Origin of the sequence: uncultured Streptococcus sp., from assembly GCF_963518475.1 — a bacterium.
Classification (GTDB): Bacteria; Bacillota; Bacilli; order Lactobacillales; family Streptococcaceae; genus Streptococcus.
In genome coordinates this window covers 108,804-133,839 of sequence record NZ_CAUQJA010000003.1, presented here as the reverse complement: position 1 = coordinate 133,839, position 25,036 = coordinate 108,804, and the positions used below count along the sequence as shown (strand labels likewise).

The window sequence follows — 25,036 nt, the reverse complement described above, 5'->3', positions numbered from 1 at the left end:
TTCGTCCTTTCTAGATCTTAGCTTTTCTTCAACCCACTACAGTTGACAAAGAGCCGGATTTTATTGTCTTATTAGTAATCTGGTCTTAAGACACCTGTTACAGTTGCCTTAGTTGCTTCGTAGTCGCCATCTACAACAACCTTTATAATGCGTTTGGCATCTTCTTCTGGTGCTGGAACTAGAGGTAATCGAGTTGGACCAGCTGCAAATCCCATATAGTTAAGAACAGCCTTGACAGGAGCAGGACTTGGATATGAGAAGAGGGCATTGACCTTAGGAATGAATTTACGCTGAATAGCTGCAGCTTTCTTCATGTCGCTTTCTGCAATGGCAGTAAACATCTCATGCATTTCATCTCCATTTGTATGGGAGGCAACAGAAATAACCCCATCCGCACCCAAGTTCATGGCATGGAAAGCATCTCCATCTTCACCAGTATACACCAAGAACTCTTCTGGTTTGTGCTCAATCAAGTAAGCCATATTAGCCAAGCTAGTACATTCTTTGACACCAATAATATTTGGATGGTCAGCCAAACGAAGCATAGTTTCGGGAGTTAATTCGACAACCACACGACCTGGAATGTTATAGATAATAATTGGTAGGTCAGAAGCATCCGCAATCGCCTTAAAGTGCTGATACATTCCTTCTTGAGAAGGTTTGTTGTAGTAAGGAACAATAGCAAGCCCAGCTGCAAAACCACCGAATTCTGCTACTTCTTTGACAAACTCGATCGAGTCACGCGTATCATTGGTACCTACACCCGCAATCAAAGGAACGCGTCCATTTACAATCTTTTGTACAGCCGCAAACAACTCCAACTCCTCATCGTGCGTCAAAGTTGGACTCTCAGCAGTGGTCCCTGCGAGAAGAATTCCATCCGTATGATGGCTCAATAAATGCTCAATCAAGGCTGGAATAGCATCAAAGTTGATGGAACCATCCTCGTGGAAGGGAGTAATAAAGGCTGTGATGATTTTACACTCTTTTAAATCTTGATAAGACATGAAAACACCTCTCTATTTCAAAGAAGGAGTTCATATGAACTCCTAAACGTTATGACTATTTTAATTCAAATTTCAATTCGGCAGTTGGACGAACCAATCCACGTTCATGAAGAGTTTCAGCAATCTGAACTGAGTTCCAAGCAGCACCTTTGAGAAGGTTATCTGAAACAACCCACATGTGAATTCCTTTTTCTGCATCCAAGTCTTTACGGATACGACCAACAAAGGTATCACGTGAACCAACTGCATTGATGGCTTGAGGATAGATTTGATGAGCTACATCATCTTCAAGAACAGCGCCTGGGAAGGCTGAGATAGCTGCTTTTACTTCTTCGATTGGAGCCACTTCTTTTGTTTCGATGTAAACAGACTCAGAGTGAGCTGACAAGACTGGAATGCGCACACATGTTGCAGATACTGCAATGCTATCATCTTCCATGATTTTCTTAGTTTCCTTAGTCATCTTCATCTCTTCGTAAGTGTAATCATTGTCAGTGAAGACATCGATTTGTGGAAGAGCGTTAAAGGCGATAGGATAGTGTTTCTTGTCACCACCTGAAGGTAAGATTTCCGCATGCAAATCACGTGGATTCACACCATCATTCAAGACTTCACGAAGTTCACGTTGTGTTTCAAGAATCGCTCCCATACCAGCACCTGAAACTGCTTGGTAAGTTGAAACAATGATACGGTCCAAGCCCCATTTTTGACGAACTGGCTCAAGCGCCACCATCATTTGGATTGTTGAACAGTTAGGGCAGGCAATGATTCCGTTGTGGGCATCAAGTGCATGAGCATTGACCTCTGGGACAACCAAAGGAACGTCTGGATTTTGACGGAAGTAAGATGTATTATCTACTACTACCGCTCCAGCTTTAACTGCGTATGGTGCATACTTAGCTGATGTAGAACCACCTGCCGAAAAGAGAGCAATATCAACTCCTTCAAAAGCTGTTTCAGTCGTTTCTTCAATTGTAATATCTTGGTCTTTAAATTTCAAAGTCTTGCCTGCTGAACGTGCAGAAGCAAGTAAACGGATTTTATCGATTGGAAGTGTTGATTCTTCCAACATTTTTATCATCTGAGCTCCGACAGCACCTGTCGCGCCGACTACAGCAACTGTATATCCCATAAATAACCTCTTTCGGAATTTTCTAAAAATTTCTATAATAGATGTATTATACTACTTTTTCCATGAATTGCAAAGCTTTTTCATCATTTTTTGGAAAATAAAAATCCCCAGTCGCTAGACCAGGGACTAAGAGGCATCTTCATGTGATGAGCAGGTTCACACAACTCATCAAGGTCCGCTCCTGCGTTATGACCTCCTTATGCTCAATAGTAGTCCGAAGACTGCCTATCGACTCATCGCATCTACTATTCTACTAAAGAGAATGACTTTTGTCAACAGACGAAACTCTTTATACTCTTCGAAAATCTCTTCAAACTTCGTCAGAGTCGCTTTACCGTATGTATGGTTACTGACTCTACAACCTCAAAAACATGTTTTGAGCTGACTTCGTCAGTCTTATCTACAACCTCAAAACAGTGTTTTGATCAACCTGCGGCTAGCTTCCTAGTTTGCTCTTTGATTTTCATTGAGTATTAGTTTTATTTACACAGATACATAAGAAATATCTTTGAAAAATTTGAGGCAGACATAACAAAAAACCTTGTAAATAAAGGTTTTTTCTGTCTATTTAATGCTAATTGCCGGGATTGAACCGGCGACCTCATCCTTACCATGGATGCGCTCTGCCAACTGAGCTAAATCAGCTTACTTAAAAAGTATACTACAGTTAGAAAATCTTGTCAAGTTTCCTAAGAAATTTTCCTAAAGAAAAAGCCAGGTAAGAGCTACCTAGCTTATCTTCTTCTATTTGCTTAAATCAATTCGACGACCAATTTTACCAATAATAATCGCACCAATAATTAATGAGGCAAATTCACCAATCCCTGTTGTGAACCAAGTAAGGAAAAATGGTAATTCCGCTACGATATTCAACTCTGCAGCGATAGTAAACATGGAAATTGAAAAGAGGATTGAAAAAAAGAAATGATCTTTTCGAATTAATCCATTAAAGAGGTAATCTTTGCTGTATTTTGCAAAAAGCCAAACACCTAGACTGAGGAATACCAAGGTTGAACCACCACCAACAAAGACATCTAGCAGTCCGAAACTAAAGAAATTGGCAATCATACAACCGATGGTAACTCCGATGATGTACTTAGGATTGTAAAAAGCCATAAAGTTCATCATTTCTGAAATACGGAACTGATAAGCACCATAGCTGATGGCATTTAGGGGTGGTGTGACAGTTAAAACGACATAGATAGCAGCAACGATTGCAATATCTGCTACATCACGAATAGTTAATTTTTTCATCTTTTCTCCTTTGGCGGTTGCCCGCGTGTAATATGCTTGGTGAAAGAAGCTAAGCACCAAGGGTTGATTCAATCAACCTTACTAGTATAGCACAATAACTTGCTTTATGCTATACTAAAAGTATGAAAAAACGCATTCAAAGTCTCTTCGTGAATGAGCTCTTAGCCTATCTCTTTTTTGGTGTAGCAACTACTCTTGTCTCCATTCTATCCAGATTAGTCATTTATCAATTAACCCATAAAGAACTGCTTGCTACTGGACTAGCAAATAGTATCGGTATCCTATTTGCCTTTTTTACAAATGATAGACTTGTATTTAAGCAAGTTAGGCAGAATTGGCCAATCCGTTTAGTAAAATTTACTCTAGCACGTCTTTCTACTTTTCTTTTAGACTTGTTTTTAACTTTTCTCTTTGTAACTCAGTTTCCTAATATTATCGGGCAATTTGTAAATAATAATATAGACAAGGTTAATAGTATTGAAACCTTTATTTCACAATTCTTGATAATTATCCTCAATTACATTTTTAGTAAGGTATTTATTTTTAAAAAATAAGAAAAAATTTACATATAACTTGCAAGAACTTCTTAATTAATATATAATCAAGAGTAAAAATTTTGGAAAGGAATTATGAAAATGTTAAAAGATCTTAAAGCATTTTTGCTTCGTGGTAATGTTGTTGACCTTGCTGTCGGTGTGATTATTGCCTCTGCTTTTGGTGCAATCGTTACTTCATTTGTAAATGATATCATCACTCCACTTATTTTGAATCCAGCCTTGGAAGCTGCAAAAGTACAAAACATAGCTGAGCTTGCTTGGAATGGTGTTACATATGGTAAATTCTTGAGTGCTGTTATCAACTTCCTAGTTATCGGTACTGTTCTCTTCTTCCTTATCAAAGGTATTGAAAAAGCTCAAAGCCTTACTAAGAAAGAAGAAGCTGCTGAGGAAGCTCCAGCTGGTCCAACTGAGTTGGAAGTACTTCAAGAAATCAAAGCTCTCCTTGAGAAAAAATAATCGATTAAAAGGATCTAGCGCAAAGCTAAATCCTTTTTTCATTACTCTTTTGGTAACTTACCTGCTTTCTCAAGCATTTTCTTAATAAGATAAGGCATCTTAACATTTTCCCGACCTTTTTTCTCAATCAATTTTTTCACAAATTCTGGCATTTGTAAATCTTGAGATTCAGCCAAAATGTTTTTCGTCTCGTCTGAAGGAACTAACTCATCAAAGGTCTCTTCTTCTGGGAGAAATTCCTTAAACTCTTGATGTTCATTGGCTCTAACTGTATTGACTAAGGCATCAATCAAACGAGAATCCGTATTTGGCATTGGTGGACGATGGTAATTTACATCCAATTCCTGACACAAGTCATAACATTCCACATCATTATCAAACAAGACCTCAATGTGCTCACTGATGAAACTAATAGGTACAAAAATATAATGGTCTGGATGTTCTTTCTGTTCTCTGAGATACTCCAAAACATCTGGCTTAATCCATGGAATCCCGATATCACTTTCACTCTGCCAAGTGTTAGTATATTGCTCTGAACTCAAGCCTAGTTTTTCAGCAACTAGCTTGCTATTTTCAAAAATTTGATCGATATAAGGGTCACCAAAATCCAAGGCAAAAATGGGCACACTGTGGGCTGAAAAGATGACTTTAAAGCTATCCTGCTTTACTTCTTCTTTTAAAATCTTAGCAATTTCATCTGCCCAATAGTTTAGCAAGGCCTCTTCTTGATACCAGTCCTTAATGACTAAAAATTGAATTTGCTTACTTTCTAAAAACTTCTCATAACCCATGACAGAGTAAAAAGAATAATGAGGCTCCAAAATCAAACAAATACATTGCTCGATTCCGTCTGCTTCCATCTGACTAATCACATCTGGAATAAAGGGACTGGAAAATTTATTGGCAAAATAGACACTATATTCATTTCCTAGCCTAGCTTCTACTAAGGCAACCTCTTCACGGGTAATTCTTTGCAGAGGCGTACCTCCAATAAGTACATAATTATCATAGAGAGTCTGAATTTCGTGGTCTTGAGGTCTCACCCCACGACGAATATTTGTGAAAAAATCAGCTACACCTTCAAAGGTAATCTCTTCTGGCGAACCGAAAGTCATCATTAAAATTGCTTTTTTCATAATCGCTTCCTTGTGATATTTTTATCAAGTTTATTTTATCATTTATCCATTAATAAGTAAACGCCAACATAGCGAATTTCCCTAACTTCTGTCTTTTGTTTTTCTCTTCTTTCTATGATACAATGGAAAAAATGAATTCAAAAGGAGTTTTTTATGACTTATCCAAATCTCTTGGACCGATTCTTAACCTACGTTAAGGTCAACACGCGCTCTGATGAACACTCTACTACTACTCCAAGTACGCAGAGTCAGGTTGACTTCGCAACCAATGTTCTTATCCCTGAAATGAAACGTGTTGGACTGCAAAATGTTTATTATCTGCCAAATGGTTTTGCAATTGGGACCTTACCAGCCAATGATCCATCTTTAACGCGTAAGATTGGCTTTATCTCCCACATGGATACTGCTGACTTTAATGCCGAAGGAGTTAATCCCCAGGTAATTGAAAACTACGATGGTGGTGTGATTGAACTTGGAAATTCTGGTTTTAAACTAGATCCAGCCGACTTCAAGAGTCTTGAAAAATATCCAGGACAAATGCTCATCACAACCGACGGAACAACCTTGCTAGGGGCTGATGACAAGTCTGGTATTGCTGAAATTATGACTGCTATTGAATATCTAACTGCTCACCCTGAAATCAAACACTGTGAGATTCGTGTTGGTTTTGGTCCAGATGAAGAAATCGGTGTTGGTGCTAATAAATTTGATGCAGAAGATTTTGATGTGGATTTTGCCTACACAGTTGATGGTGGCCCACTAGGTGAACTTCAGTACGAGACCTTTTCAGCAGCGGGTGCTGAATTGCATTTCCAAGGACGCAATGTCCACCCTGGTACTGCCAAAGGGCAAATGGTCAACGCTCTACAGCTAGCTATTGATTTTCATAATCAACTTCCAGAGAATGACCGACCTGAGTTAACAGAAGGTTACCAAGGCTTCTACCACCTAATGAATGTGACAGGTAGTGTCGAAGAGGCGCGTGCAAGCTACATCATTCGTGATTTTGAAAAAGATGCCTTTGAAGCGCGTAAAGCAGCTATGCAGTCTATCGCTGATAAGATGAATCAAGAACTTGGTAGCGACCGTGTCACCCTAAACTTGACAGACCAGTACTACAATATGAAAGAAGTCATTGAAAAAGATATGACTCCAATTACCATTGCCAAAGCCGTTATGGAAGATCTGGGTATCACTCCTATTATCGAACCAATCCGTGGAGGGACAGACGGCTCTAAGATTTCCTTTATGGGAATCCCAACTCCTAATATCTTTGCGGGAGGAGAAAATATGCACGGACGTTTTGAATACGTCAGCCTTCAGACTATGGAACGTGCAGTTGATACCATCATTGGTATCGTAGCTTATAAAGACTAAAAAGACGAGGTAGCTCAGCTACTTCGCCTTTCGTTTTATTCTGCTGGTTTTTCTTGATTTCCAGTACTTATTGTAGATTCTGTTGTTTCCTTTTCTGAAGCTGGTTCAGCAGGTTTAGAATCTGTTGTTTCCTTTTCTGAAGCTGATTCAGCTGGTTTAGAATCTGTTGCATTGCTCTGTTTGTTTGCATCGCTTGCAGTTTCACTGTTAGATTCTGCAGCTGCGTTTGGTTGGTTCTCAGCACTTGTGTTCTCACTATTTGCTTCAGCATTTATTGCTGGAGTTGCTTCTTCACTTGCGCTTGATTTTGACTTGATTTCTTGATTCAAGACCAGAATAGCTTTTGTCAATTCAAGTAAAGCAGCTTTATCTTTACTCTTAGCAGAAAGTTGATCTAGTAAAGCATCTACCTTATCAAAGTCCGCATCAGAACCCTTATTGTTTTCTAAGTAAGCGTGAAGTGACATGAGGATATCGTAGAGTTTTTGATAGAGAACAAGCGTCTGAGGATCTTGCTCAGCATTTTCCTTCTCTTGTTGAAGGGCGCTAGCGATACGAGTCAAGACATCTTTCACCTGACTGTTTACTTCATCCAAATCTGCATCAGCCTTGTTTGTGGCAGCTTTGAGATTTTCTACTTCTTCTGCCAAGGATTGTCTGATTCCTTCTTCTTGGATTTGTTCTAAGAGTTGATTTGCCTTGCTCAAAAGACTTTCTACTTCTTCCTTGCTAACATGATTCACATGTTCTTCAGGCATAAAGTCTCCGTACAATTCTTTCAAGAAGCCATAAATAGCTGTCTTAGCAGTTTGATTATCAACTTTTTCAGTATCTAGAACTGTCTGAGTCGATTTAGCAGTAGTTGGCTGAGCTTTCAAAGCTTCTTCCACTTCTTGTTTTGCCTGATAGATGCTTGGGAATAATTTGTTCAATTCTGCTGCCTTAAGGAAGGATTGAGATTGATACAAGGTCCAAGTCAACTGAGCTACTTTGTTGCGAAGTTCATCACTCAAACGACCGTCATTTACGTGTTCGTAGAAATACTTGATGTATTCTACAGTTGTAACACCTGTTCGGTCATTAAAGTCTTGAAGAGCTTGAAGTTGTGCTTCAACCGCTGCTAAACCAGCCTCATCTTTGGCCAACTTAGCTTCTTGGAGGCGAACGAGAAGGTCTTTCTTAGGAAGTCCATAAGAATCTGTATCCAGTGTGTTGATTTTATCAATCAAGACCTGATATTTCTTATCTAGAGCGCTTGTTTCAACAGGTTTGACACTTTCATCAATATGGATATATTGCTTATCAAAGAGATCAAGAGTTGCAAGATAACCCGCTGTAGAGTTAGTTGCCAGTTTCTTCATGTTTTCAGTAAACTGACCTAAGGCTAACTCAATCTGTCTTTGTGCAATAGGCTTATCTTTGTAGATGCTTCTGCTTTCAGCTAGAAGTTGATCTACTTTTGCCAAAACTGCCTTTTCATCAAAAGCTCCAGGTTGATAGTTGGATTGGAGAGCTGGAATTTTGTTTTTCAAAGCTATTTCATAGCCCTTGGTTTGAACCTTGATGTAGTGATTGTGGTCTCCATGAGGGATCACAAAACTACCATTTTCTACCTGCAAACTATAAGGAGACACTCCATCTCGCAAAGCAGTCGTGTAAAGTTCATTTAGGAAATCAAGTTCTGGGTTTCCAGTTTGGAGTGGCAAACGAACATGTTCCTTACGAACAGCATAGGGATGGATATGAGTTGGATCGTAGGCTTGGTCTGGATTTCCAAAGACAAAGAAGCCGTTTGAAATTCTAATAGCTTCAAGTGGAACACCGTAGGTCTTAGAAATATAAGCAATTTTTTCTTCATCGCTAGCATCTCTTGAGAAAGACTCTACCGTTTTAGCAAGAGGTTTTATAGGCTCTGCATCATGGTGTGTTTTCAAATGATCCTGAGCTGCCTTAATTTGGTCTGCTGTCAAATCCTTCTTGAAGAAGTAATGATTGTGATCACCGTGACTCATAACAAATCCTTGCTCATCTTCACTAATGACACGATTGGCATCAAAGCCGTGATTATGGTCTTCATCATGATGGTGTCCATGATGATCTTCATCGTGATCGTCATCATGAGCTGGACTTGGTGTTGTTGTATTCGCCCCTTTCAAGTGGTCTTGTGCTGCCTTAATTTGATCAGCAGTCAAATCCTTCTTGAAGAAGTAATGATTGTGATCACCGTGACTCATAACAAATCCTTGCTCATCCTCACTGATGACACGATTGGCATCAAAACCGTGATCGTGTTCATGATGATCTTCATCGTGATCGTCATCATGAGCTGGACTTGGTGTTGTTGTATTCGCCCCTTTCAAGTGGTCTTGTGCTGCCTTGATTTGCTCTGCTGTCAAATCTTTCTTAAAGAAGTAATGATTATGATCACCATGACTCATGATAAAACCAGTCACATCTTCTCTAATAACTCGTTTTGCATCAAAGCGATGGTCATGTTCGTCATGGTGATGACCATGTACATCTTCATCATGATCGTCATCGTCATCATGTGCTAGACTTGGTGTTACAAGTGGTTTTCCTTTCAAATGATCTTGCGCTGCCTTGATTTGTTCTGGTGTCAAATCTTTCTTAAAGAAGTAATGATTATGGTCGCCATGAGTCATGACAAAACCTTCTGAATCTTCACTTATAATCCGATTGGCATCAAAACCATGACCATCCTCTTCCTCATGGTGGACATGTGGTGACGGATTATTTGTTGTAGAATTAGAAGGACTTCCTAACTCTACCGTGTTAGAGTGTGATGGGGGATTGTTAAGAGATGACTTAGGAATATAATGATAGTGGTCACCATGTCTTACTATATAAGCATCACCTGTATCTATGACAATATCATTAGGATTAAAGACATAACCATCATCTGCAGCAGAAATTTCCTTATTCGCTGTCAAGGACAAAGGTTGACTTAGTGCAGAAGTATTTCCGGATAAATAAGCTTTTGCGGCAGCTAATTCACCTGCCGACAAGTCACTCTTAGGAATGAAATGATAGTGACCACCATGTGGTACTATATAACCATCACCGGTGTCTTTAATGATATCTGAAGCATTAAAGACATAACCATCATCAGTAGTATAACGTCCCTGTAACTTAGCTACTGATACTTCAGCACTAGTTCCTTTATCGTCTTTACCATGTTCCTGTTTTTGACGATTGATTTCATCTTTTGTTCGGATATTTTCTGCATGAGCAGAATCTTTAAGGTAAACATAGTATTTCCCATCTACCTTAATAATGTACCCTCCCTTAACTTCACTAACAATATCTTGATCTTTTAGCTTATAGCTAGGATCTTTCATTAGCAATTCTTCGCTAAAAATTGCATCATAAGGAACTTTACCATTATAGTAATGATAGTGGTCACCGTGTGACGTCACATAGCCCTGATCTGTAATCTTAATGACAATTTGCTCAGCCTGAATTCCTTCTTTTTGGCTAACCTGGTCTGGTGTCAGGTTTTCAGTTTTCTGACTTGACTGGCTGCCATCCACATAAGAGACACGATTATTGTCCTTGTTTTCCTGCGATCGATGCTGGTTCAGTGCATAAGCGCAAAGACTCAAGGATACGATAACAGCTGATCCAGCTGCTATATATTTTTTATTGAATTTCATAAATCCCTCATTTCAATAAATGATGAAGCTATTTCTTAACTTCTTTTTCTCGGTTAAACAGTTTTTCTCAACTGGTTATTTAACCAATTAATTAACCAGTAAATAGTTTACCTTTTTTAAGCTTATCTGTCAAGATTTTTATATCATTTTAAAAAATAAAAGCCAGTATTGCTACTGACTCTTACATCATTTTGATTTATAGTATAAAGTTTATACTGCTGGTTTCGTCGTAACTGACTCACTACCTTTTAACAAAGCAAGTAATTTTTCTGCTTCTGCCATAATGCCATTATTATCCATGGTTTGGAGACTCAGATTATTTCGTAAACCAGATAGGCTCTCTGTCACATTGTCTTTCAAACTAGCATCCGTTACTTCAGCAAGTAGAGCTTCTACTTCTTTGAGTTTGGCTTCTACTTTTTCGGTTTCTACTTGAGGTACTTCAGCTTCGTCTGTTGTATCTTTAGATACTTCTTCTGTCTCGTCTTCATCAGTGCTCGGTTTATAAAGATTATCTACTGAAGGGGTTGAACCTGTATGATTTTCTTTTTCATTGGATTCAGGACGGGTTGACTCGTCTGATTCATGATGATCTTCCTTATCTTCATCAGATTTACTGTCTTTGTCTGCCTTATTTTTACGAACATGGTCGCTGGCATTTCCCCAACCATTATCTGAGTGAGGACGTTCTTCAGGATGTTCAACATAATATTTTACAGTCGCAAAGAGATCCTCAAGGCTATAACCCTTAGGTGCTTCATAGAGTCCTTCGTCAAACCAACCAAATTTAATGTTATGGTAATGGTCGTAATGAGGTATAATTAAGCTACCATTTTTAACTTCAACAGTATGTTGTAGATTGTAAGGAATATGATCAAGTGGGACCTTCTTAGCTGCTTCCACTTTATTATAGATTGCTTCTACTCCTTTAACCTCAGTATTTCCTGAACCCTGATTCTCTGTTGAAGGAGGTATCAAACCTTTCTCTTTAGCATAAGCCTGGGCTGCCACTCTTTCAGCTTCAGACAAGCTCTCTTTCTTAATCCAATGACTATGGGACATATGTGGAGTTACATAAGCATCTCCCTCATCACTGGTAATATCACGAGTGTCAAAGATATAGCCATCTTCTGTTGTATACTTACCTGCTAATTTCGCTAATTTAATTTCATCGTCTGTATAAGCAATTTGAGAATTTGGTTTACCAAGACGTTCTGGGTGGGTAATTGGTGCTAGGAATGTCAATAAATCATCTACCAATTTTCCTTTATTAGAAGATTCATCATTCAAGCGTTCTGCTAATTTGTCTAAGGCTTGGAAATCAGAAGTACGCCCCTTATTTTCAGACAAGGCTTTATGAGCCTCGGCCAATAAATTATATGCTTTATCATAAAATTCTTGGTCACGAGGAGCGACATTTTCTTTCTTCGCAACTAGCGCATGTGTCTCTTGAGTTTTCTTTGACAAGAGATTTTCAATAGCGTCAATCTTATCCTTGGCTAAGTCTTTAGCTAGAACATAACGACTAGCGCCCTTATCCTCGAAAATATAACCGTCGCCAACTTTTCTAACAACCTGGTTGACATCAAATTCTGTCAGTTTATTTTCCACCGGTGCTATAGGTTTGGTAGTAGGAGCTGGCTTCAGAGGAGTAACACTTGGCAAGACACTGCCATTTTGTCCCTTGACAGCTATCATACGAGCCAATTTTTCTTCCAGCGGTGACATTTGTGAATAAGGGATAAAGTGATAATGATCTCCGTGAGGCACTGCAACACCGTTAGCTGTACGTTTGATAATTTGTGCCGGATCAAAGACTAGACCATCCGATTCCACATGGCGTTCTGATAAGGGTTTGGCATACAATTCACGTAAAAGGCTTGGAATGTCTTCCTCTTGATTTTGATGATATGTTGGGGTAACAGTCAGATTTGGAGTCTCTGTCAAACTTGGTTGGGCTGGTTTAGCATTATCACTACTTGGTTTACTTGAACTTGTAACAGAATGTGAGCCCTGTTTACCATTCCAATAGGCTTGGGCTGCAGCCAGTTCTCCTGCTGACAAATCACTCTTAGGTATATAGTGGAAATGATTGCCGTGCGGTACAACAAAAGCGTCACCTGTATCTTCAATCACATCTGTTGGACTAAAGACATACCCATCATCCGTTGTATAGGCACCTCCAGTTGCTCGATTCGGTGCCGGCGTATTGAGATTAAAGTTTGGTTTAATGGTTGAACTTGGTGTTGAACTTGTTCTCTCAGGACTGCTTGGTTTCGTATTATTAGAATGACTTTGAACTGGCTGACCTCCAATTGGTAGATTTCGAGCCAATTTTTCTTCCAAGGCAGACATTTGCGAATAAGGAATGAAATGGAAATGATCTCCGTGAGGAACTGCCACACCATTGGCAGTACGTTTTGTAATCTGTGCTGGGTCAAATACTAATCCATCAGACTCCACATGACGTTGGCTAAGTGGCAAAGCGTATAATTCCTGAAGAAGACTAGCTAAATCCTCATTTGGGCTCTCCGGAGCTGTAGCAGGATTTTGAGGAGTTTCATATTGACTCGTTCTTAGAGTAGATCTTGTTTCTCCCCTGCTTGAACGGTATTCAACGGTACTTAATTGACTACCTTTTCCAGATAAGAAGGCTTGGGCAGCAGCTAATTCACTGGCAGACAAATCACTCTTCGGAATATAGTGGAAGTGATTGCCATGAGGAACGATATAGGCATCGCCCGTATCTTCGATGATATCAGAGGCATTAAAGATATACCCATCATCCGTTGTATAACGGCCTTGAGCTCTGGCTGCAACTACTGCCTGATCGTTTGAACCGCCACCGTGATTACTACTATGTTCCTGCTTCTGACGTTTAATCTCTTCTTTTGTACGAATATTGTCCGCATGGGCGGCATCCTTGAGGTAAACATAGTATTTCCCGTCTACCTTAATCACATAACCACCCTTGATTTCATTGACAATGTCTGAATCCTTCAACTGATAATTCGGATCTTTCATGAGGAGTTCTTCACTGATGATAGCGTCATAAGGAACCTTGCCATTATAGTAATGATAATGATCTCCATGAGAGGTCACATAACCTTGATCCGTAATCTTGATAACGATTTGTTCGGCGTTGATTCCCTCTCTCTTACTGACTTCATCAGGTGTCAAGTTCTCTGCCTTTTGACTTGGTTGGTTGCCATCGATGTATGAAACACGGTTATTTTCTTTTACAGTTTGAGCTTGATGCAAACCTAGTTCATAAGCACAGACACTTAAAACAAGTGCAGCTGCTGACCCAGCTAGATATTTTTTATTGATTTTCATTCTTTCCTCTTTTCTTAACTCTATTTGATTCACTATAAAATGATAAACCAGTTAATTAACTAGTTAATAGTTTACTCTTTTTAGTATTGCTTGTCAAGAATTTTTCGTATATACATAATAAAAATGAAAGCCTCTTTATCGAGACTTTCATTTTTCATTAGTTGATTTTTCCTTATTTACAGGTGAAGGATTACTACCTTTTAACAACGCAAGTAATTTTTCTGCTTCTGCCATGATACCATTATTATCCATTGTTTGCAGGCTCAAATTATTTCGTAAACCAGCTAGTGTTTCTGTCGCATTAGCTTTCAGACTAGCATCAGTTACTTTATCAAGTAAAGCTTCTACTTCTTTGAGTTTGGCTTCCACTTTTTCAGTCTCTACTTGAGGGACTTCTGGCTCAGCAGGTGTTTCCTCTACTGGCTCTTCATCTGCTTTGAAGTTCTTATTTGGATCTTCACTGTGGTCTTTCTTACCTAAGACATGCTCGCTAGCATTGCCCCATCCATCATTAGAATGTGGACGTTCGTCAGGATGTTCAACATAGTACTTAATCGTCGCAAATAAGTCTTCCAATGTATAACCATTTGGAGCTTTGTATGAGTGGTCGTCAAACCAAGCAAATTTAATGTTATGGTAATGATCCTTATGAGGAATGATTAAATTACCATTTTTAATCTCAACTGTATGCTCAACCATGTATGGAAGTCGAACGAGTGGAATTCGTTTTTCACCTTTCACACGATTGTAAATGGCCGCCGCACTATCTCCAGTTGGATTTGCTTGAGCATCTGCGTCTGGAGATGGAGGTAGGATACCTTTTTCTTTAGTATAGGCTTGAGCTGCAGCTTTTTCCTTATCAGAAAGACTATCTTTTCCAATCCAGTGACTATGGCCCATATGAGGCGTTACATAGGCATCTCCTTCATCACTGATAATATCATGTTCGTCAAAAATGTAGCCATCTGAGGTTGTATACTTATCAGCTAATTGTGCAATACGGACTTCGTTTTCGGTATATTCAATTTGAGAATTTGGTTTTCCAAGTCGCTCTGGATGTGTAACTGATGCTAAGAATGCTAATAAATCATCTACTAATTTTCCTTTATTAGAAGATTCATCATTCAAGCGTTCCGCTAATTTGTCTAAGGCTTGGAAATCAGAAACGCGACCTTTATTTTCAGATAAGGCTTTATGAGCCTCGGCCAATAAATTATATGCTTTATCATAAAATTCTTGGTCACGAGGAGCGACATTTTCTTTCTTCGCAACTAGCGCATGTGTCTCTTGAGTTTTCTTTGACAAGAGATTTTCAATAGCGTCAATCTTATCCTTGGCTAAGTCTTTAGCTAGAACATAACGACTAGCGCCCTTATCCTCGAAAATATAACCGTCGCCAACTTTTCTAACAACCTGGTTGACATCAAATTCTGTCAGTTTATTTTCCACCGGTGCTATAGGTTTGGTAGTAGGAGCTGGCTTCAGAGGAGTAACACTTGGCAAGACACTGCCATTTTGTCCCTTGACAGCTATCATACGAGCCAATTTTTCTTCCAGCGGTGACATTTGTGAATAAGGGATAAAGTGATAATGATCTCCGTGAGGCACTGCAACACCGTTAGCTGTACGTTTGATAATTTGTGCCGGATCAAAGACTAGACCATCCGATTCCACATGGCGTTCTGATAAGGGTTTGGCATACAATTCACGTAAAAGGCTTGGAATGTCTTCCTCTTGATTTTGATGATATGTTGGGGTAACAGTCAGATTTGGAGTCTCTGTCAAACTTGGTTGGGCTGGTTTAGCATTATCACTACTTGGTTTACTTGAACTTGTAACAGAATGTGAGCCCTGTTTACCATTCCAATAGGCTTGGGCTGCAGCCAGTTCTCCTGCTGACAAATCACTCTTAGGGATATAGTGGAAATGATTGCCGTGCGGTACAACAAAAGCGTCTCCTGTATCTTCAATCACATCTGTCGGACTAAAGACATACCCATCATCCGTTGTATAAGCGCCTCCAGTTCCTCGATTTGGTGCCGGCGTATTGAGATTAAAGTTTGGTTTAATGGTTGAACTTGGTTTCTCAGGACTGCTTGGTTTCGTATTATCAGAATGACTTTGAACTGGCTGACCTCCAATTGGTAGATTTCGAGCCAATTTTTCTTCCAAAGCAGACATTTGCGAATAAGGAATGAAATGGAAATGATCCCCGTGAGGCACTGCCACACCATTTGCAGTACGTTTTGTAATCTGTGCTGGGTCAAATACTAAGCCATCAGACTCCACATGACGTTGGCTAAGTGGCAAAGTGTACAATTCTTGAAGGAGACTAGCTAAATCCTCACTTTGACTTTCAGAATCTGTTGCAGGATTTTGAGGTGTCTCAGATTGACTCGTTCTTAGAGTAGATCTTGTTTCAGCTCTGCTAGAACGATATTCAACCGTACTTAATTGGCCACCTTTTCCAGATAAGAAGGCTTGGGCAGCAGCTAATTCACTGGCAGACAAATCACTCTTAGGAATATAGTGGAAGTGATTGCCATGAGGAACGATATAGGCATCACCCGTGTCTTCTATGATATCAGATGCATTAAAGATATACCCATCATCCGTTGTATAGCGTCCTTGGGCTCTGGCTGCAACTACCGCCTGATCGTTAGAACCGCCTCCATGATTATGACTGTGTTCCTGCTTCTGACGTTTAATCTCTTCTTTTGTCCGAATATTGTCCGCATGAGTCGCATCCTTAAGGTAAACATAGTATTTCCCGTCTACCTTAATCACATAGCCACCCTTGATTTCATTGACAATGTCTGAATCCTTCAACTGATAATTCGGATCTTTCATGAGGAGTTCTTCACTGATGATAGCGTCATAAGGAACCTTGCCATTATAGTAATGATAATGGTCTCCATGAGAGGTCACATAACCTTGATCCGTAATCTTGATAACAATTTGTTCGGCGTTGATTCCCTCTCTCTTACTAACTTCATCTAGTGTCAAGTTGTCTGCCTTTTGACCAGCCTGATCACCATCTATATAAGCAACTCGATTAGAATCTTTCTTAATTTGACCAGCTTGGTACCGTCCAAGTTCATAGGAACAAACACTTAGGGCAAGAACTGCCACCGAACCCGCTACATATTTTTTATTGATTTTCATTCTTTTCTCACTTTAATTCTTCTGCTAGAACACTCATATTTTCTTCAAGATTTTCTAGGTAAGTCTTGTCATTTTGTGGGTCTGCCTCTAAAGGATTCAGAGTTTTAAGCCCCACACCTGTTGATTTGACAAGAGTTTCAGCTACTTTCGAAGAAGCATTACTTTCTGTAAAAATTGTTTTAACCTTATAGGTTTTAACAAATTCCTGAATTTCTGTTAGTTGTCTTGGACTTGGTTCTTGTTCTGGAGAGATACCTGCAATTCCAAGTTGATTGAGTCCAAATCGCTTAGCTAGATAAGAAAAGGCTGTATGTTGTGTTACAAAAGTTTTCTGACTCGCTTTTTCAAATTTAGGCTGGAATTTCTTAGTCAATTCTTGAGCTTTTTTGATAAAGGCTTGCGCATTTTTTTGATAAGTTTCTTTATGTTCACTATCCACCTCTGAAAGTTTATCAGCGATAATCTGAGCTTCTTCGCCAGCTTTTTCAGGATCTAGCCAAGTGTGAGGGTCATAGAGCGTTTTTTCATCAACTCCATCACCTGCTTCCACATCTTCTAGACCAGGGACACGGTCCAATGTCATTCCTTCTGAAGCCTCTAAAACCTTAACTTTGGATTTTTTTAGATTGGGATCCAGACTTCCTGCCCAAGATTCGAGCGTATGCGAATGGTAAACAAAGACATCTGCATCATAGATGGCTGCGATATCATTTGCCGAAGGTTCAAAGGAGTGAATCCCACTACTTGACTGAATCATCCGAACATCATTCAAGTCACCAGATACTTCCTTGACCATAGCATAGACAGGATAAAAACTTGTTACAATTTTCATCCCTTTCCCTGTCTGACTTTCCTTCTGCCCACAAGCACTTAAACACAAAAGAAAGACACTTAACAATACTAAAAATAAACTTTTTTTCTTCATAGATAACTCCTTAACTATTTAATTAACTGGTAAACATTCTACTCCTAAAAATTTAATCTGTCAAGCTATTTTTAGAAAAAAATTGAAATTTCTTTCACATATAAAAATCTGCTGAGTTTCAATAACTCAACAGATTTTCACTTTATATACTCAATGAAAATCAAAGAGCAAATTAGGAAGCTAGCCGCAGGTTGCTCAAAACACTGTTTTGAGGTTGTAGATAAGACTGACGAAGTCAGTCACATATATACGGCAAGGCGAAGCTGACGTGGTTTGAAGAGATTTTCGAAGAGTATTATTCTTCTATGGTAGAATGCTTATAACCATAAGAAAAGTAAATGATACTTCCTATCAACAATGCAACTAGGAAAGCAATCCAGGTTTCCATATTATACTGCAACATAAAGGATAAACAAATGATGATTGATAAAATCGGTAATAAGGGTACTAATGGTGTTTTAAATTCTCCAGCTTTGGGCATTCCTTTTTCTTTCCGTAAGCGAATCAAGCCGTAAGCCAGCATAATCAAGTAGGCCAAGGTACAAATGTTTAAGAAGGCTGCGATACTGGCTAGTGGGAATATTCCTGCAGCTACTGCTGAAGCTAGACCTGTCAAGATAGTAGCATTCTTTGGTACCTTGCTAGTCTTTGTTAATTCTTTAAAGGCGGCAGGCATCAATCCGTCACGCGCTAAACTGTAAATCATACGAGATAGGGCATAAGTCATTGAGATACAAACCGTAATCAAGGTTAAGATAGCCACTAATGACACATAGTTGGCTGCCCAACTAATCCCAATGCTACGAAGAGCAAAGGCAACGGCATCGTCGACATTTAGATGGCTATAGTGGACCACACCAGTTAAGACAAGCGTCACCAAGGCATAAAGAATGGTTACGATAGAGAGCGATAAGACAATCCCTCTAGGAATATTTTTTTGAGGAGTCTTGACCTCATCTACGGCCATAGAGATGGATTCAAATCCCAAAAAACCGAAGAACATCAAGGACGCACCAGCCATAATACCAGTACTAGCACCATAGATTTGTCCAAAACCATAAGGGGCAAAATTGCTCCAATTATCAAGCTTAATATTCCAAATTCCTACTAAAACAAAGAGAGCTAAAGCGGAAAATTTCAAAATCACTAGAATAGAATTAAAGCGTAAGGCTGCTTTCGCATTAAGTAGAACAAGCAAGGTCACCAAGACCAAGACAAGAATAGGTAATAAATCAACAAACGTCCCTGCTTGAGGATTAAAGGTACCATTTAAAGCCTGAGGAAGGGCTATCCCGTATTGAGAGAGAAGCCCTTTAAAATACGCTGCCCAACCAGAAGCCACACCTGATATGGCTGTCATGAACTCCATCATAGTTAACCAACCTGCCAACCAGGCTGGGAATTCTCCTAAGATGGCATAGAGATAACTGTAGGCACCACCTGTAGCAGGTACTCGTGAAGCAAATTCTGCAAAAAAGAGGGCTGATAATCCCACACACAAGGCAGAAATGACAATTGAAATCACTAGGGCTGGACCCGCTAGAGTTGCGGCTGCAGTACCTGTTATTGTAAAGACACCTGTCCCTACCATGGCTCCGATACCTAACAAAATCAAATCCCATAACTTCAAATGCCTGTGCATCTCCGTTTTATCCAAACTAACATTCTTTTTTCTAAATATATTCATCTTTGACTCCAAAATAAAATGATGATTCTATTTTACCATAAATATAGGACATTTGTGAATATTTATAAAATCTTTTTCTAAAAAAATCTGACTACTTTTATTGTAATCAGATTTTTATCTATTCTAGTTCATTTCTTTAAAGGCTACTTCTGCATCCGAATTGCTGATAGCACCAAATTGAATCTTTCCAATCTTTCCTTGACTGTCAATTAGGTATTCTGTAGGAATGCTTCGAATTTGATAAGCTTGGAATGTGGTTGCTTTTGTGTCATAAAGAACTGGGATATCCTTATAACCTTGATCTTGGAACCATTGTGGGAATTGCTCAACAGTTTTTTCACCTTGAATTCCTGGTGCAATAACAGTAAGAATTTCGAAGTCACGATCTGGTTTCGCCGCTAATTCCATCAACTCAGGCATACTTTTTTTACATGGACCACACCATGAAGCCCAAAACTTCAAATAAACCTTTTTACCCTTATAATCAGATAACTTTACTTCTTTGCCATCCATTGATTGCAAGGTAAAATCTGGCGCCTCTTTCCCAACAGCAATTTGTTGTACAGTCGTTTGTTGCTGTTGTTTTGGGGATTGTTCTGGTGCTTTAGTCTTTTTAGTCTCTTCCTCACCACAAGCTATCAATACAACTAATGACAAGAGGCTTAAGCCAGCAAACATTACTTTTTTCATCTTTTTCTCCTTTATTCAAAAATTCCAGCTAGAACATTTACTTGTCCTAATAGTAATAAAATTCCCATTAAAATAATAAGGAAACCACCAATTTTCTTCAGTAGCATCATATGACGTTTAATTTTACTAAAATATGGCATAACTACGCCTGAAGCTAGTGCCAAAACCAAGAAAGGAATTGCCATCCCCAGAGTGTAAATCAAGGTATAGATTGCACCTTGCCAAGCACCATTACCTCCAGAAGCGGCAAGCGCTAAAACAGAACTTAAAACTGGACCAATACAAGGCGTCCAACCAAAGCTAAAAGTAATACCGAGTAAAAAGGCTGACCAATAACGATTGGCTTCTGATTTCTTAAAAGTAAAGCTTTTTTGAACCTCTAATTTCTTAAAATGAAAAATTTCCATCTGGTGAAGGCCTAAAATGATGATAATCGTTCCCATGGTATAGCGAAACCAATTGGCATAGAGAATATTACCAAGGTAACCAGCACCAAATCCTAAGATAAAGAAAATGAGAGAGATACCTGCAATAAAGCAAAGCGTTCGAATCAAACCTGACCAAGCGACTTTCCTTCCAAACAGAGAGAAGCTTTTTGCACTTTCCTGATCATCCAATAAAATTCCAGCATAGACTGGTAGAAGAGGAAAAATACAAGGAGAAAAAAAGGATAAAACACCCGCTAGAAAAACAGAGATTGAAAATACTATCGTTTCCAATAAAGAACCAACTTTCTTAATAATTCATATCCTATTTTACTATAATCAATTTCATTTGTATGATTTCTGCTACGCAATTTGAATTAGCCAATATTTGAAATATTTGTTCCGGTACTAGTTCATTCAGATTCTGGCCCCTTTTTTGCCCTCTATACACAAAAAAGCCTACTGACCAAGCTAGAAAGCTTGATACAATAGGCTTTTTAAAGGCTGATTATTTAACAGCGTCTTTAAGAGCTTTACCAGCTTTGAATGCTGGTACTTTAGAAGCAGCAATTGTGATTTCTTTACCAGTTTGTGGGTTGCGACCTTTACGTGCAGCACGCTCACGAACTTCAAAGTTACCAAAACCGATCAATTGAACTTTTTCACCAGCTGCAAGGTAGTCAGCTACTGCTGAGAATACAGCTTCAACTGCTGCTGCTGAGTCTTTCTTAGTCAATTCTGTAGCTTCTGCTACTTTAGCGATCAAATCTTGTTTGTTTGCCATGTTAATGATTCCTCCAATTTAATTTCTAATTAACAATTATAATCATATCCTAAAATCCCTTTTAGGTCAAGTTAAAAACGCTATTTCTTCCCATTTTATTTATTTTTTTTAGAGTAGTAACGTACTAAAATAGCCCAAGCGTTCTCACCCGTGTGAGTTTGAATAATAGAGCCCGTTTCCAAAACTGAAATTGGCTTTTCAACATAAGCTTGTAAGCTTTCTTTCATCTCTTTGGCCCAATCAGCACTGCCAGAATATGAAATTCCAATCTCTGCTACAGAACGTTCAGAGAGCGACGTTATCAACTCATCTAACCATTTTTTAAAAGTTTTAGCTCCACGACCTTTAACGATTGGCTGCAATTCATGGTCTTTCATCTGCATGACAACACGTATATTGAGAAGGGAGCTCAACAATCCAGTTACACGGCCAATTCGTCCACCTTTGACAAGATTTTCCAAAGTAGAAACACCAATATAGAGTTCTGTGTGGTTTTTTACCTCTTCTATGCGAGTTAAAATTTCCTCCATATCTTTGCCTTCTTGTGCTAACTTCGCAGCCTCAACAACTTGGAATTTCAGGGCTTGGTCAGTGAAGGAACTATCAATAACTGTCACATCGGCAGTAGATAAGCTAGCACCTTGACGTGCCGCTTCTACAGTACCAGAAAGGGCATGAGACATATGAATAGCAAGAATCTGGCTACCATCCTTGCATAGTTCTTCAAAAACTTCAGCAAAGACACCTACAGGTGGCTGACTTGTTTTCGGAAGATTCTTACTTTCTTGCATCAACTGAAGAAATTTACCTTCTTCTTTCAAATCCGCATCAGAATAAACAACATTATCAATCATTACAGATAACGGAACAACAGTGATATCTAATTGTTTTACTAGTTCAGGTTCAATAGTAACAGATGAATCGGTTACAATTTTAATTTTTGTCATAGTATCAATCTTTCTATTTTAGGATTCAGATTGGTTTTCTTACTTTTAATTATATCAAAAAAAGATTAAAAATCCTAATGGAGTCAATCAAATTTTCCTTAAAAATTTGATATAATCTACTTATAAGAAAAGAGGTCCCTATGATTAAAAAAATTTATCCCATTTTAACCATCTTACTAGGTGCTGCTATTTATGCTTTTGGGCTAACTTATTTTGTAGTTCCCCATCATCTCTTTGAAGGAGGGGCGACGGGTATTACCCTCATCACCTTTTATCTTTTTAAAATCCCTGTTTCTCTCATGAACCTGCTGATTAATATTCCCCTTTTCCTCCTAGCTTGGAAGATTTTTGGAGCAAAATCTCTCTATTCTAGTTTACTAGGAACCTTAGCTTTGTCCGCCTGGTTAGCCTTTTTTGAACGTATTCCCCTTCATATTGATCTTCAAGGTGATTTACTGATCACAGCCCTTATAGCTGGGATTCTATTGGGAATCGGTCTTGGAATTATCTTTAATGCTGGAGGTACAACTGGCGGAACTGATATTCTAGCTCGTATTCTCAACAAATACACTCATATATCTATGGGGAAACTGCTCTTTATCTTAGATTTTTGTATTCTCATGCTCATTCTCCTAATCTTCAAGGACTTGAGATTGGTTTCCTACACGCTCTTATTTGATTTTATCGTTTCTCGTGTCATTGATTTGATTGGCGAAGGTGGCTATGCAGGTAAAGGATTTATGATTATCACAAAACGTCCTGACCAACTTGCTAAGGCGATTAATGATGACCTAGGAAGAGGCGTTACTTTCATCTCAGGTCAAGGTTATTATAGTCGAGAAGATTTAAAAATCATTTACTGTATTGTCGGAAGAAATGAAATTGTGAAAATGAAGGAAATGATTCATCGAATCGATCCTCAAGCCTTTATAACCATTACAGAAGCCCATGAAATCCTTGGAGAAGGATTCACCTTTGAAAAAGAATAAAAAGAGGTAATGTACTGAATTGATTTCTTTTAGAATCTACAATAATAACGTGAAACAATGATAATTTCTCCATCAAAGTAATCCTTTAAAATCTTCTGTCGTGATAGTATCGAATTGACTACTAAAATCAAGAAGATATAATTCCTCTACACCCTCTCGTTTTAACTTTCTTTCACGTTCAGCAGAGTTCAAAATATGCAAAAACAATTCCGAATGATAAGGCTCTAAAGCAATCTTTAAAGATTCATTAAACATCATAACCACGATAGGCAACAAATCCTTCCTCGTAGCCTTGTTGGTAACACGAAATAATTCTTTATCAGATAGTTTGCCAATATCTTTGTGGTTTTTATAGAAATAGTAGTAAATATAAAATAATTATTTCATAATGATATCTATTTCTGTAACAGAAAATCTGAAACATAATTTTTACCTGAAGTTTAACATTGTAGAAAGTTCATTTTTTTGAAATGATGATAAAGTACAATATATTGAGGTAAGAATTTTAAAGCCAGAAAAACGCATTATATCAGGCACTTAAAAACTTGATACAATGCGTTTATTTAATATGAAAAGATCTACTGAATTCTTTAGAAATGAACTTCCAGCAGTCTTTTCACTTTTTATTAATAAGTTCCTTCTTCACCTTGACTAGTCAAGATAACAGGTCCATCTTTTGTAATGACAAATTGGTGTTCATATTGACAAGATAGACCACCGTCAATGGTCTTATGCGCCCAACCAGTTTTCATATCTGTATCAATTTCCCAGTCACCTGTATTGATCATTGGTTCAATAGTCAAGACCATTCCTTCACGAAGACGGAGTCCTCGACCTGCAATACCATAGTTAGGAACCATTGGTTCTTCGTGCATGGTTGGGCCAACACCATGACCAACCAAATCACGCACTACACCGTATCCACGACTTTCAGCGTATTCTTGAATCGCTGCTCCAATATCACCGATACGGTTTCCAACAACAGCCTGCTCAATCCCCTTGTACATGGCTTCTTTAGTTACATCCATCAAGTTTTTCACTTCTTCGGACGGTGTACCGACAGCATAAGCCCAACAAGAGTCTGCTAGACCACCAGAATAGCTCTGAGTGTATTTCTTCATTTGATCCACATTGTTGAAGTTTAATTTTGAGACATTCAGGTCAGATTTAGCAATTGGGCCTCCCAAAACCATATCAACCTTGAGCAAATCACCATCTTTCAAAATATAGTGACGAGGGAAAGCGTGAGCTACTTCATCGTTTAAAGAGCAGCAGGTAGCATAAGGATAGTCCATCATAGCACCGTCAACTCCAATCTGAAGCGGAAGGAAATTTTCTTCTTTACAACGACGGCGAACGTATTCTTCAACTTCCCACATATCTACGCCTGGCTTAATCAAATCACGCAAGCCGATATGAATACTTGCTAGAAAATCACCGGCCTTATCCATAGCTTCGATTTCACGAGCTGATTTTAATGTTATCATTTTTT

18 protein-coding genes, 1 tRNA gene, 1 pseudogene and 1 riboswitch are annotated in these 25,036 nt (G+C 38.7%); of the genes and pseudogenes, 4 read left to right on the top strand and 16 right to left on the bottom strand.

Annotated elements, in window-relative coordinates; translation table 11 throughout:
• Positions 1-71: 71 nt before the first annotated feature.
• The 4 genes from dapA to RYK12_RS02290 form a co-directional block, all read right to left on the bottom strand.
• Complete coding sequence (gene dapA / locus RYK12_RS02305) at positions 72-1,007, bottom strand: 4-hydroxy-tetrahydrodipicolinate synthase (RefSeq protein ID WP_261040336.1); 936 nt, start codon at positions 1,005-1,007, stop codon at positions 72-74.
• 55 nt (positions 1,008-1,062) lie between these two features.
• The gene (locus tag RYK12_RS02300; RefSeq protein WP_218764390.1) at positions 1,063-2,139 is read right to left on the bottom strand and encodes an aspartate-semialdehyde dehydrogenase; all 1,077 of its coding nucleotides are present in this window, start codon (positions 2,137-2,139) and stop codon (positions 1,063-1,065) included.
• A 572-nt stretch (positions 2,140-2,711) separates the two neighbouring features.
• Positions 2,712-2,784 (bottom strand) — tRNA-Thr (locus RYK12_RS02295).
• 99 nt (positions 2,785-2,883) lie between these two features.
• Complete coding sequence (locus RYK12_RS02290) at positions 2,884-3,393, bottom strand: QueT transporter family protein (protein ID WP_000737071.1); 510 nt, start codon at positions 3,391-3,393, stop codon at positions 2,884-2,886.
• Positions 3,391-3,487, bottom strand: a riboswitch (PreQ1 riboswitch). It overlaps the preceding gene by 3 nt.
• Before the next feature lie 28 nt (positions 3,488-3,515).
• Between RYK12_RS02290 and RYK12_RS02285 the strand changes: the two genes are divergently transcribed.
• Complete coding sequence (locus RYK12_RS02285) at positions 3,516-3,947, top strand: GtrA family protein (RefSeq protein ID WP_314846691.1); 432 nt, start codon at positions 3,516-3,518, stop codon at positions 3,945-3,947.
• Between the two features lie 81 nt (positions 3,948-4,028).
• Positions 4,029-4,409: a large conductance mechanosensitive channel protein MscL gene (gene mscL, locus RYK12_RS02280; RefSeq protein WP_314846689.1), complete on the top strand. Its 381-nt coding sequence runs from the start codon at positions 4,029-4,031 to the stop codon at positions 4,407-4,409.
• A gap of 41 nt (positions 4,410-4,450) precedes the next feature.
• On the opposite strand, the gene hemH is transcribed toward mscL, so the two are convergent.
• Complete coding sequence (hemH, locus tag RYK12_RS02275) at positions 4,451-5,545, bottom strand: ferrochelatase (protein ID WP_314846688.1); 1,095 nt, start codon at positions 5,543-5,545, stop codon at positions 4,451-4,453.
• A gap of 153 nt (positions 5,546-5,698) precedes the next feature.
• Between hemH and pepT the strand changes: the two genes are divergently transcribed.
• A complete protein-coding gene (gene pepT / locus RYK12_RS02270; protein WP_314846687.1) occupies positions 5,699-6,922 on the top strand; it encodes a peptidase T in 1,224 nt (407 codons plus the stop codon).
• Between the two features lie 35 nt (positions 6,923-6,957).
• Here pepT and RYK12_RS02265 read toward each other — a convergent pair whose 3' ends face one another.
• From RYK12_RS02265 to RYK12_RS02225, 9 genes are all read right to left on the bottom strand, one after another.
• Positions 6,958-10,596 (bottom strand): pneumococcal-type histidine triad protein, encoded by a 3,639-nt coding sequence (locus tag RYK12_RS02265; RefSeq protein WP_314846685.1) that lies wholly within the window; start codon positions 10,594-10,596, stop codon positions 6,958-6,960.
• Between the two features lie 210 nt (positions 10,597-10,806).
• Positions 10,807-13,932, bottom strand: a complete 3,126-nt coding sequence (locus tag RYK12_RS02260) for a pneumococcal-type histidine triad protein (protein ID WP_314846684.1) — start codon at positions 13,930-13,932, stop codon at positions 10,807-10,809.
• 147 nt (positions 13,933-14,079) lie between these two features.
• Positions 14,080-17,097 (bottom strand): pneumococcal-type histidine triad protein, encoded by a 3,018-nt coding sequence (locus RYK12_RS02255; protein WP_314846683.1) that lies wholly within the window; start codon positions 17,095-17,097, stop codon positions 14,080-14,082.
• Positions 17,098-17,104: 7 nt separating this feature from the next.
• The gene (gene adcAII / locus RYK12_RS02250; RefSeq protein ID WP_004254291.1) at positions 17,105-18,022 is read right to left on the bottom strand and encodes a zinc-binding lipoprotein AdcAII; all 918 of its coding nucleotides are present in this window, start codon (positions 18,020-18,022) and stop codon (positions 17,105-17,107) included.
• A 295-nt stretch (positions 18,023-18,317) separates the two neighbouring features.
• Positions 18,318-19,709 carry an amino acid permease gene (locus RYK12_RS02245; RefSeq protein WP_314846681.1) on the bottom strand — a complete coding sequence of 464 codons (1,392 nt, stop codon included), beginning with the start codon at positions 19,707-19,709 and terminating at the stop codon, positions 18,318-18,320.
• Between the two features lie 123 nt (positions 19,710-19,832).
• Positions 19,833-20,399, bottom strand: coding sequence for a thiol-disulfide oxidoreductase-associated lipoprotein SdbB (sdbB, locus tag RYK12_RS02240; RefSeq protein WP_261015568.1), 567 nt, complete (start codon positions 20,397-20,399; stop codon positions 19,833-19,835).
• Between the two features lie 11 nt (positions 20,400-20,410).
• The gene (ccdA2, locus tag RYK12_RS02235; RefSeq protein ID WP_060628265.1) at positions 20,411-21,118 is read right to left on the bottom strand and encodes a thiol-disulfide oxidoreductase-associated membrane protein CcdA2; all 708 of its coding nucleotides are present in this window, start codon (positions 21,116-21,118) and stop codon (positions 20,411-20,413) included.
• 214 nt (positions 21,119-21,332) lie between these two features.
• Positions 21,333-21,608 (bottom strand): HU family DNA-binding protein, encoded by a 276-nt coding sequence (locus tag RYK12_RS02230; protein ID WP_001284642.1) that lies wholly within the window; start codon positions 21,606-21,608, stop codon positions 21,333-21,335.
• A 95-nt stretch (positions 21,609-21,703) separates the two neighbouring features.
• A complete protein-coding gene (locus tag RYK12_RS02225; RefSeq protein WP_314846678.1) occupies positions 21,704-22,555 on the bottom strand; it encodes a DegV family protein in 852 nt (283 codons plus the stop codon).
• Positions 22,556-22,695: 140 nt separating this feature from the next.
• Between RYK12_RS02225 and RYK12_RS02220 the strand changes: the two genes are divergently transcribed.
• The gene (locus RYK12_RS02220; RefSeq protein ID WP_261049670.1) at positions 22,696-23,544 is read left to right on the top strand and encodes a YitT family protein; all 849 of its coding nucleotides are present in this window, start codon (positions 22,696-22,698) and stop codon (positions 23,542-23,544) included.
• A gap of 87 nt (positions 23,545-23,631) precedes the next feature.
• Here RYK12_RS02220 and RYK12_RS02215 read toward each other — a convergent pair.
• Together RYK12_RS02215 and RYK12_RS02210 are read right to left on the bottom strand one after the other, a co-directional pair.
• A pseudogene (locus RYK12_RS02215) lies at positions 23,632-23,913 on the bottom strand (hypothetical protein); the annotation flags it as partial.
• Between the two features lie 257 nt (positions 23,914-24,170).
• Positions 24,171-25,031, bottom strand: a complete 861-nt coding sequence (locus tag RYK12_RS02210; protein ID WP_000631537.1) for a methionyl aminopeptidase — start codon at positions 25,029-25,031, stop codon at positions 24,171-24,173.
• Positions 25,032-25,036 lie beyond the last annotated feature (5 nt).

Bases quoted from the DNA above. Each gene is read 5' to 3' on its own strand.
- pepT (WP_314846687.1), top strand. From the start codon at position 5,699: ATGACTTATCCAAATCTCTTGGACCGATTCTTAACCTACGTTAAGGTC.
- RYK12_RS02260 (WP_314846684.1), bottom strand. From the start codon at position 13,932: ATGAAAATCAATAAAAAATATCTAGCTGGGTCAGCAGCTGCACTTGTT.
- RYK12_RS02300 (WP_218764390.1), bottom strand. From the start codon at position 2,139: ATGGGATATACAGTTGCTGTAGTCGGCGCGACAGGTGCTGTCGGAGCT.
- sdbB (WP_261015568.1), bottom strand. From the start codon at position 20,399: ATGAAAAAAGTAATGTTTGCTGGCTTAAGCCTCTTGTCATTAGTTGTA.
- RYK12_RS02210 (WP_000631537.1), bottom strand. From the start codon at position 25,031: ATGATAACATTAAAATCAGCTCGTGAAATCGAAGCTATGGATAAGGCC.
- RYK12_RS02285 (WP_314846691.1), top strand. From the start codon at position 3,516: ATGAAAAAACGCATTCAAAGTCTCTTCGTGAATGAGCTCTTAGCCTAT.
- RYK12_RS02230 (WP_001284642.1), bottom strand. From the start codon at position 21,608: ATGGCAAACAAACAAGATTTGATCGCTAAAGTAGCAGAAGCTACAGAA.
- dapA (WP_261040336.1), bottom strand. From the start codon at position 1,007: ATGTCTTATCAAGATTTAAAAGAGTGTAAAATCATCACAGCCTTTATT.
- RYK12_RS02245 (WP_314846681.1), bottom strand. From the start codon at position 19,709: ATGAATATATTTAGAAAAAAGAATGTTAGTTTGGATAAAACGGAGATG.
- RYK12_RS02225 (WP_314846678.1), bottom strand. From the start codon at position 22,555: ATGACAAAAATTAAAATTGTAACCGATTCATCTGTTACTATTGAACCT.
- RYK12_RS02255 (WP_314846683.1), bottom strand. From the start codon at position 17,097: ATGAAAATCAATAAAAAATATGTAGCGGGTTCGGTGGCAGTTCTTGCC.
- adcAII (WP_004254291.1), bottom strand. From the start codon at position 18,022: ATGAAGAAAAAAAGTTTATTTTTAGTATTGTTAAGTGTCTTTCTTTTG.
- RYK12_RS02220 (WP_261049670.1), top strand. From the start codon at position 22,696: ATGATTAAAAAAATTTATCCCATTTTAACCATCTTACTAGGTGCTGCT.
- hemH (WP_314846688.1), bottom strand. From the start codon at position 5,545: ATGAAAAAAGCAATTTTAATGATGACTTTCGGTTCGCCAGAAGAGATT.
- mscL (WP_314846689.1), top strand. From the start codon at position 4,029: ATGTTAAAAGATCTTAAAGCATTTTTGCTTCGTGGTAATGTTGTTGAC.
- RYK12_RS02265 (WP_314846685.1), bottom strand. From the start codon at position 10,596: ATGAAATTCAATAAAAAATATATAGCAGCTGGATCAGCTGTTATCGTA.
- RYK12_RS02290 (WP_000737071.1), bottom strand. From the start codon at position 3,393: ATGAAAAAATTAACTATTCGTGATGTAGCAGATATTGCAATCGTTGCT.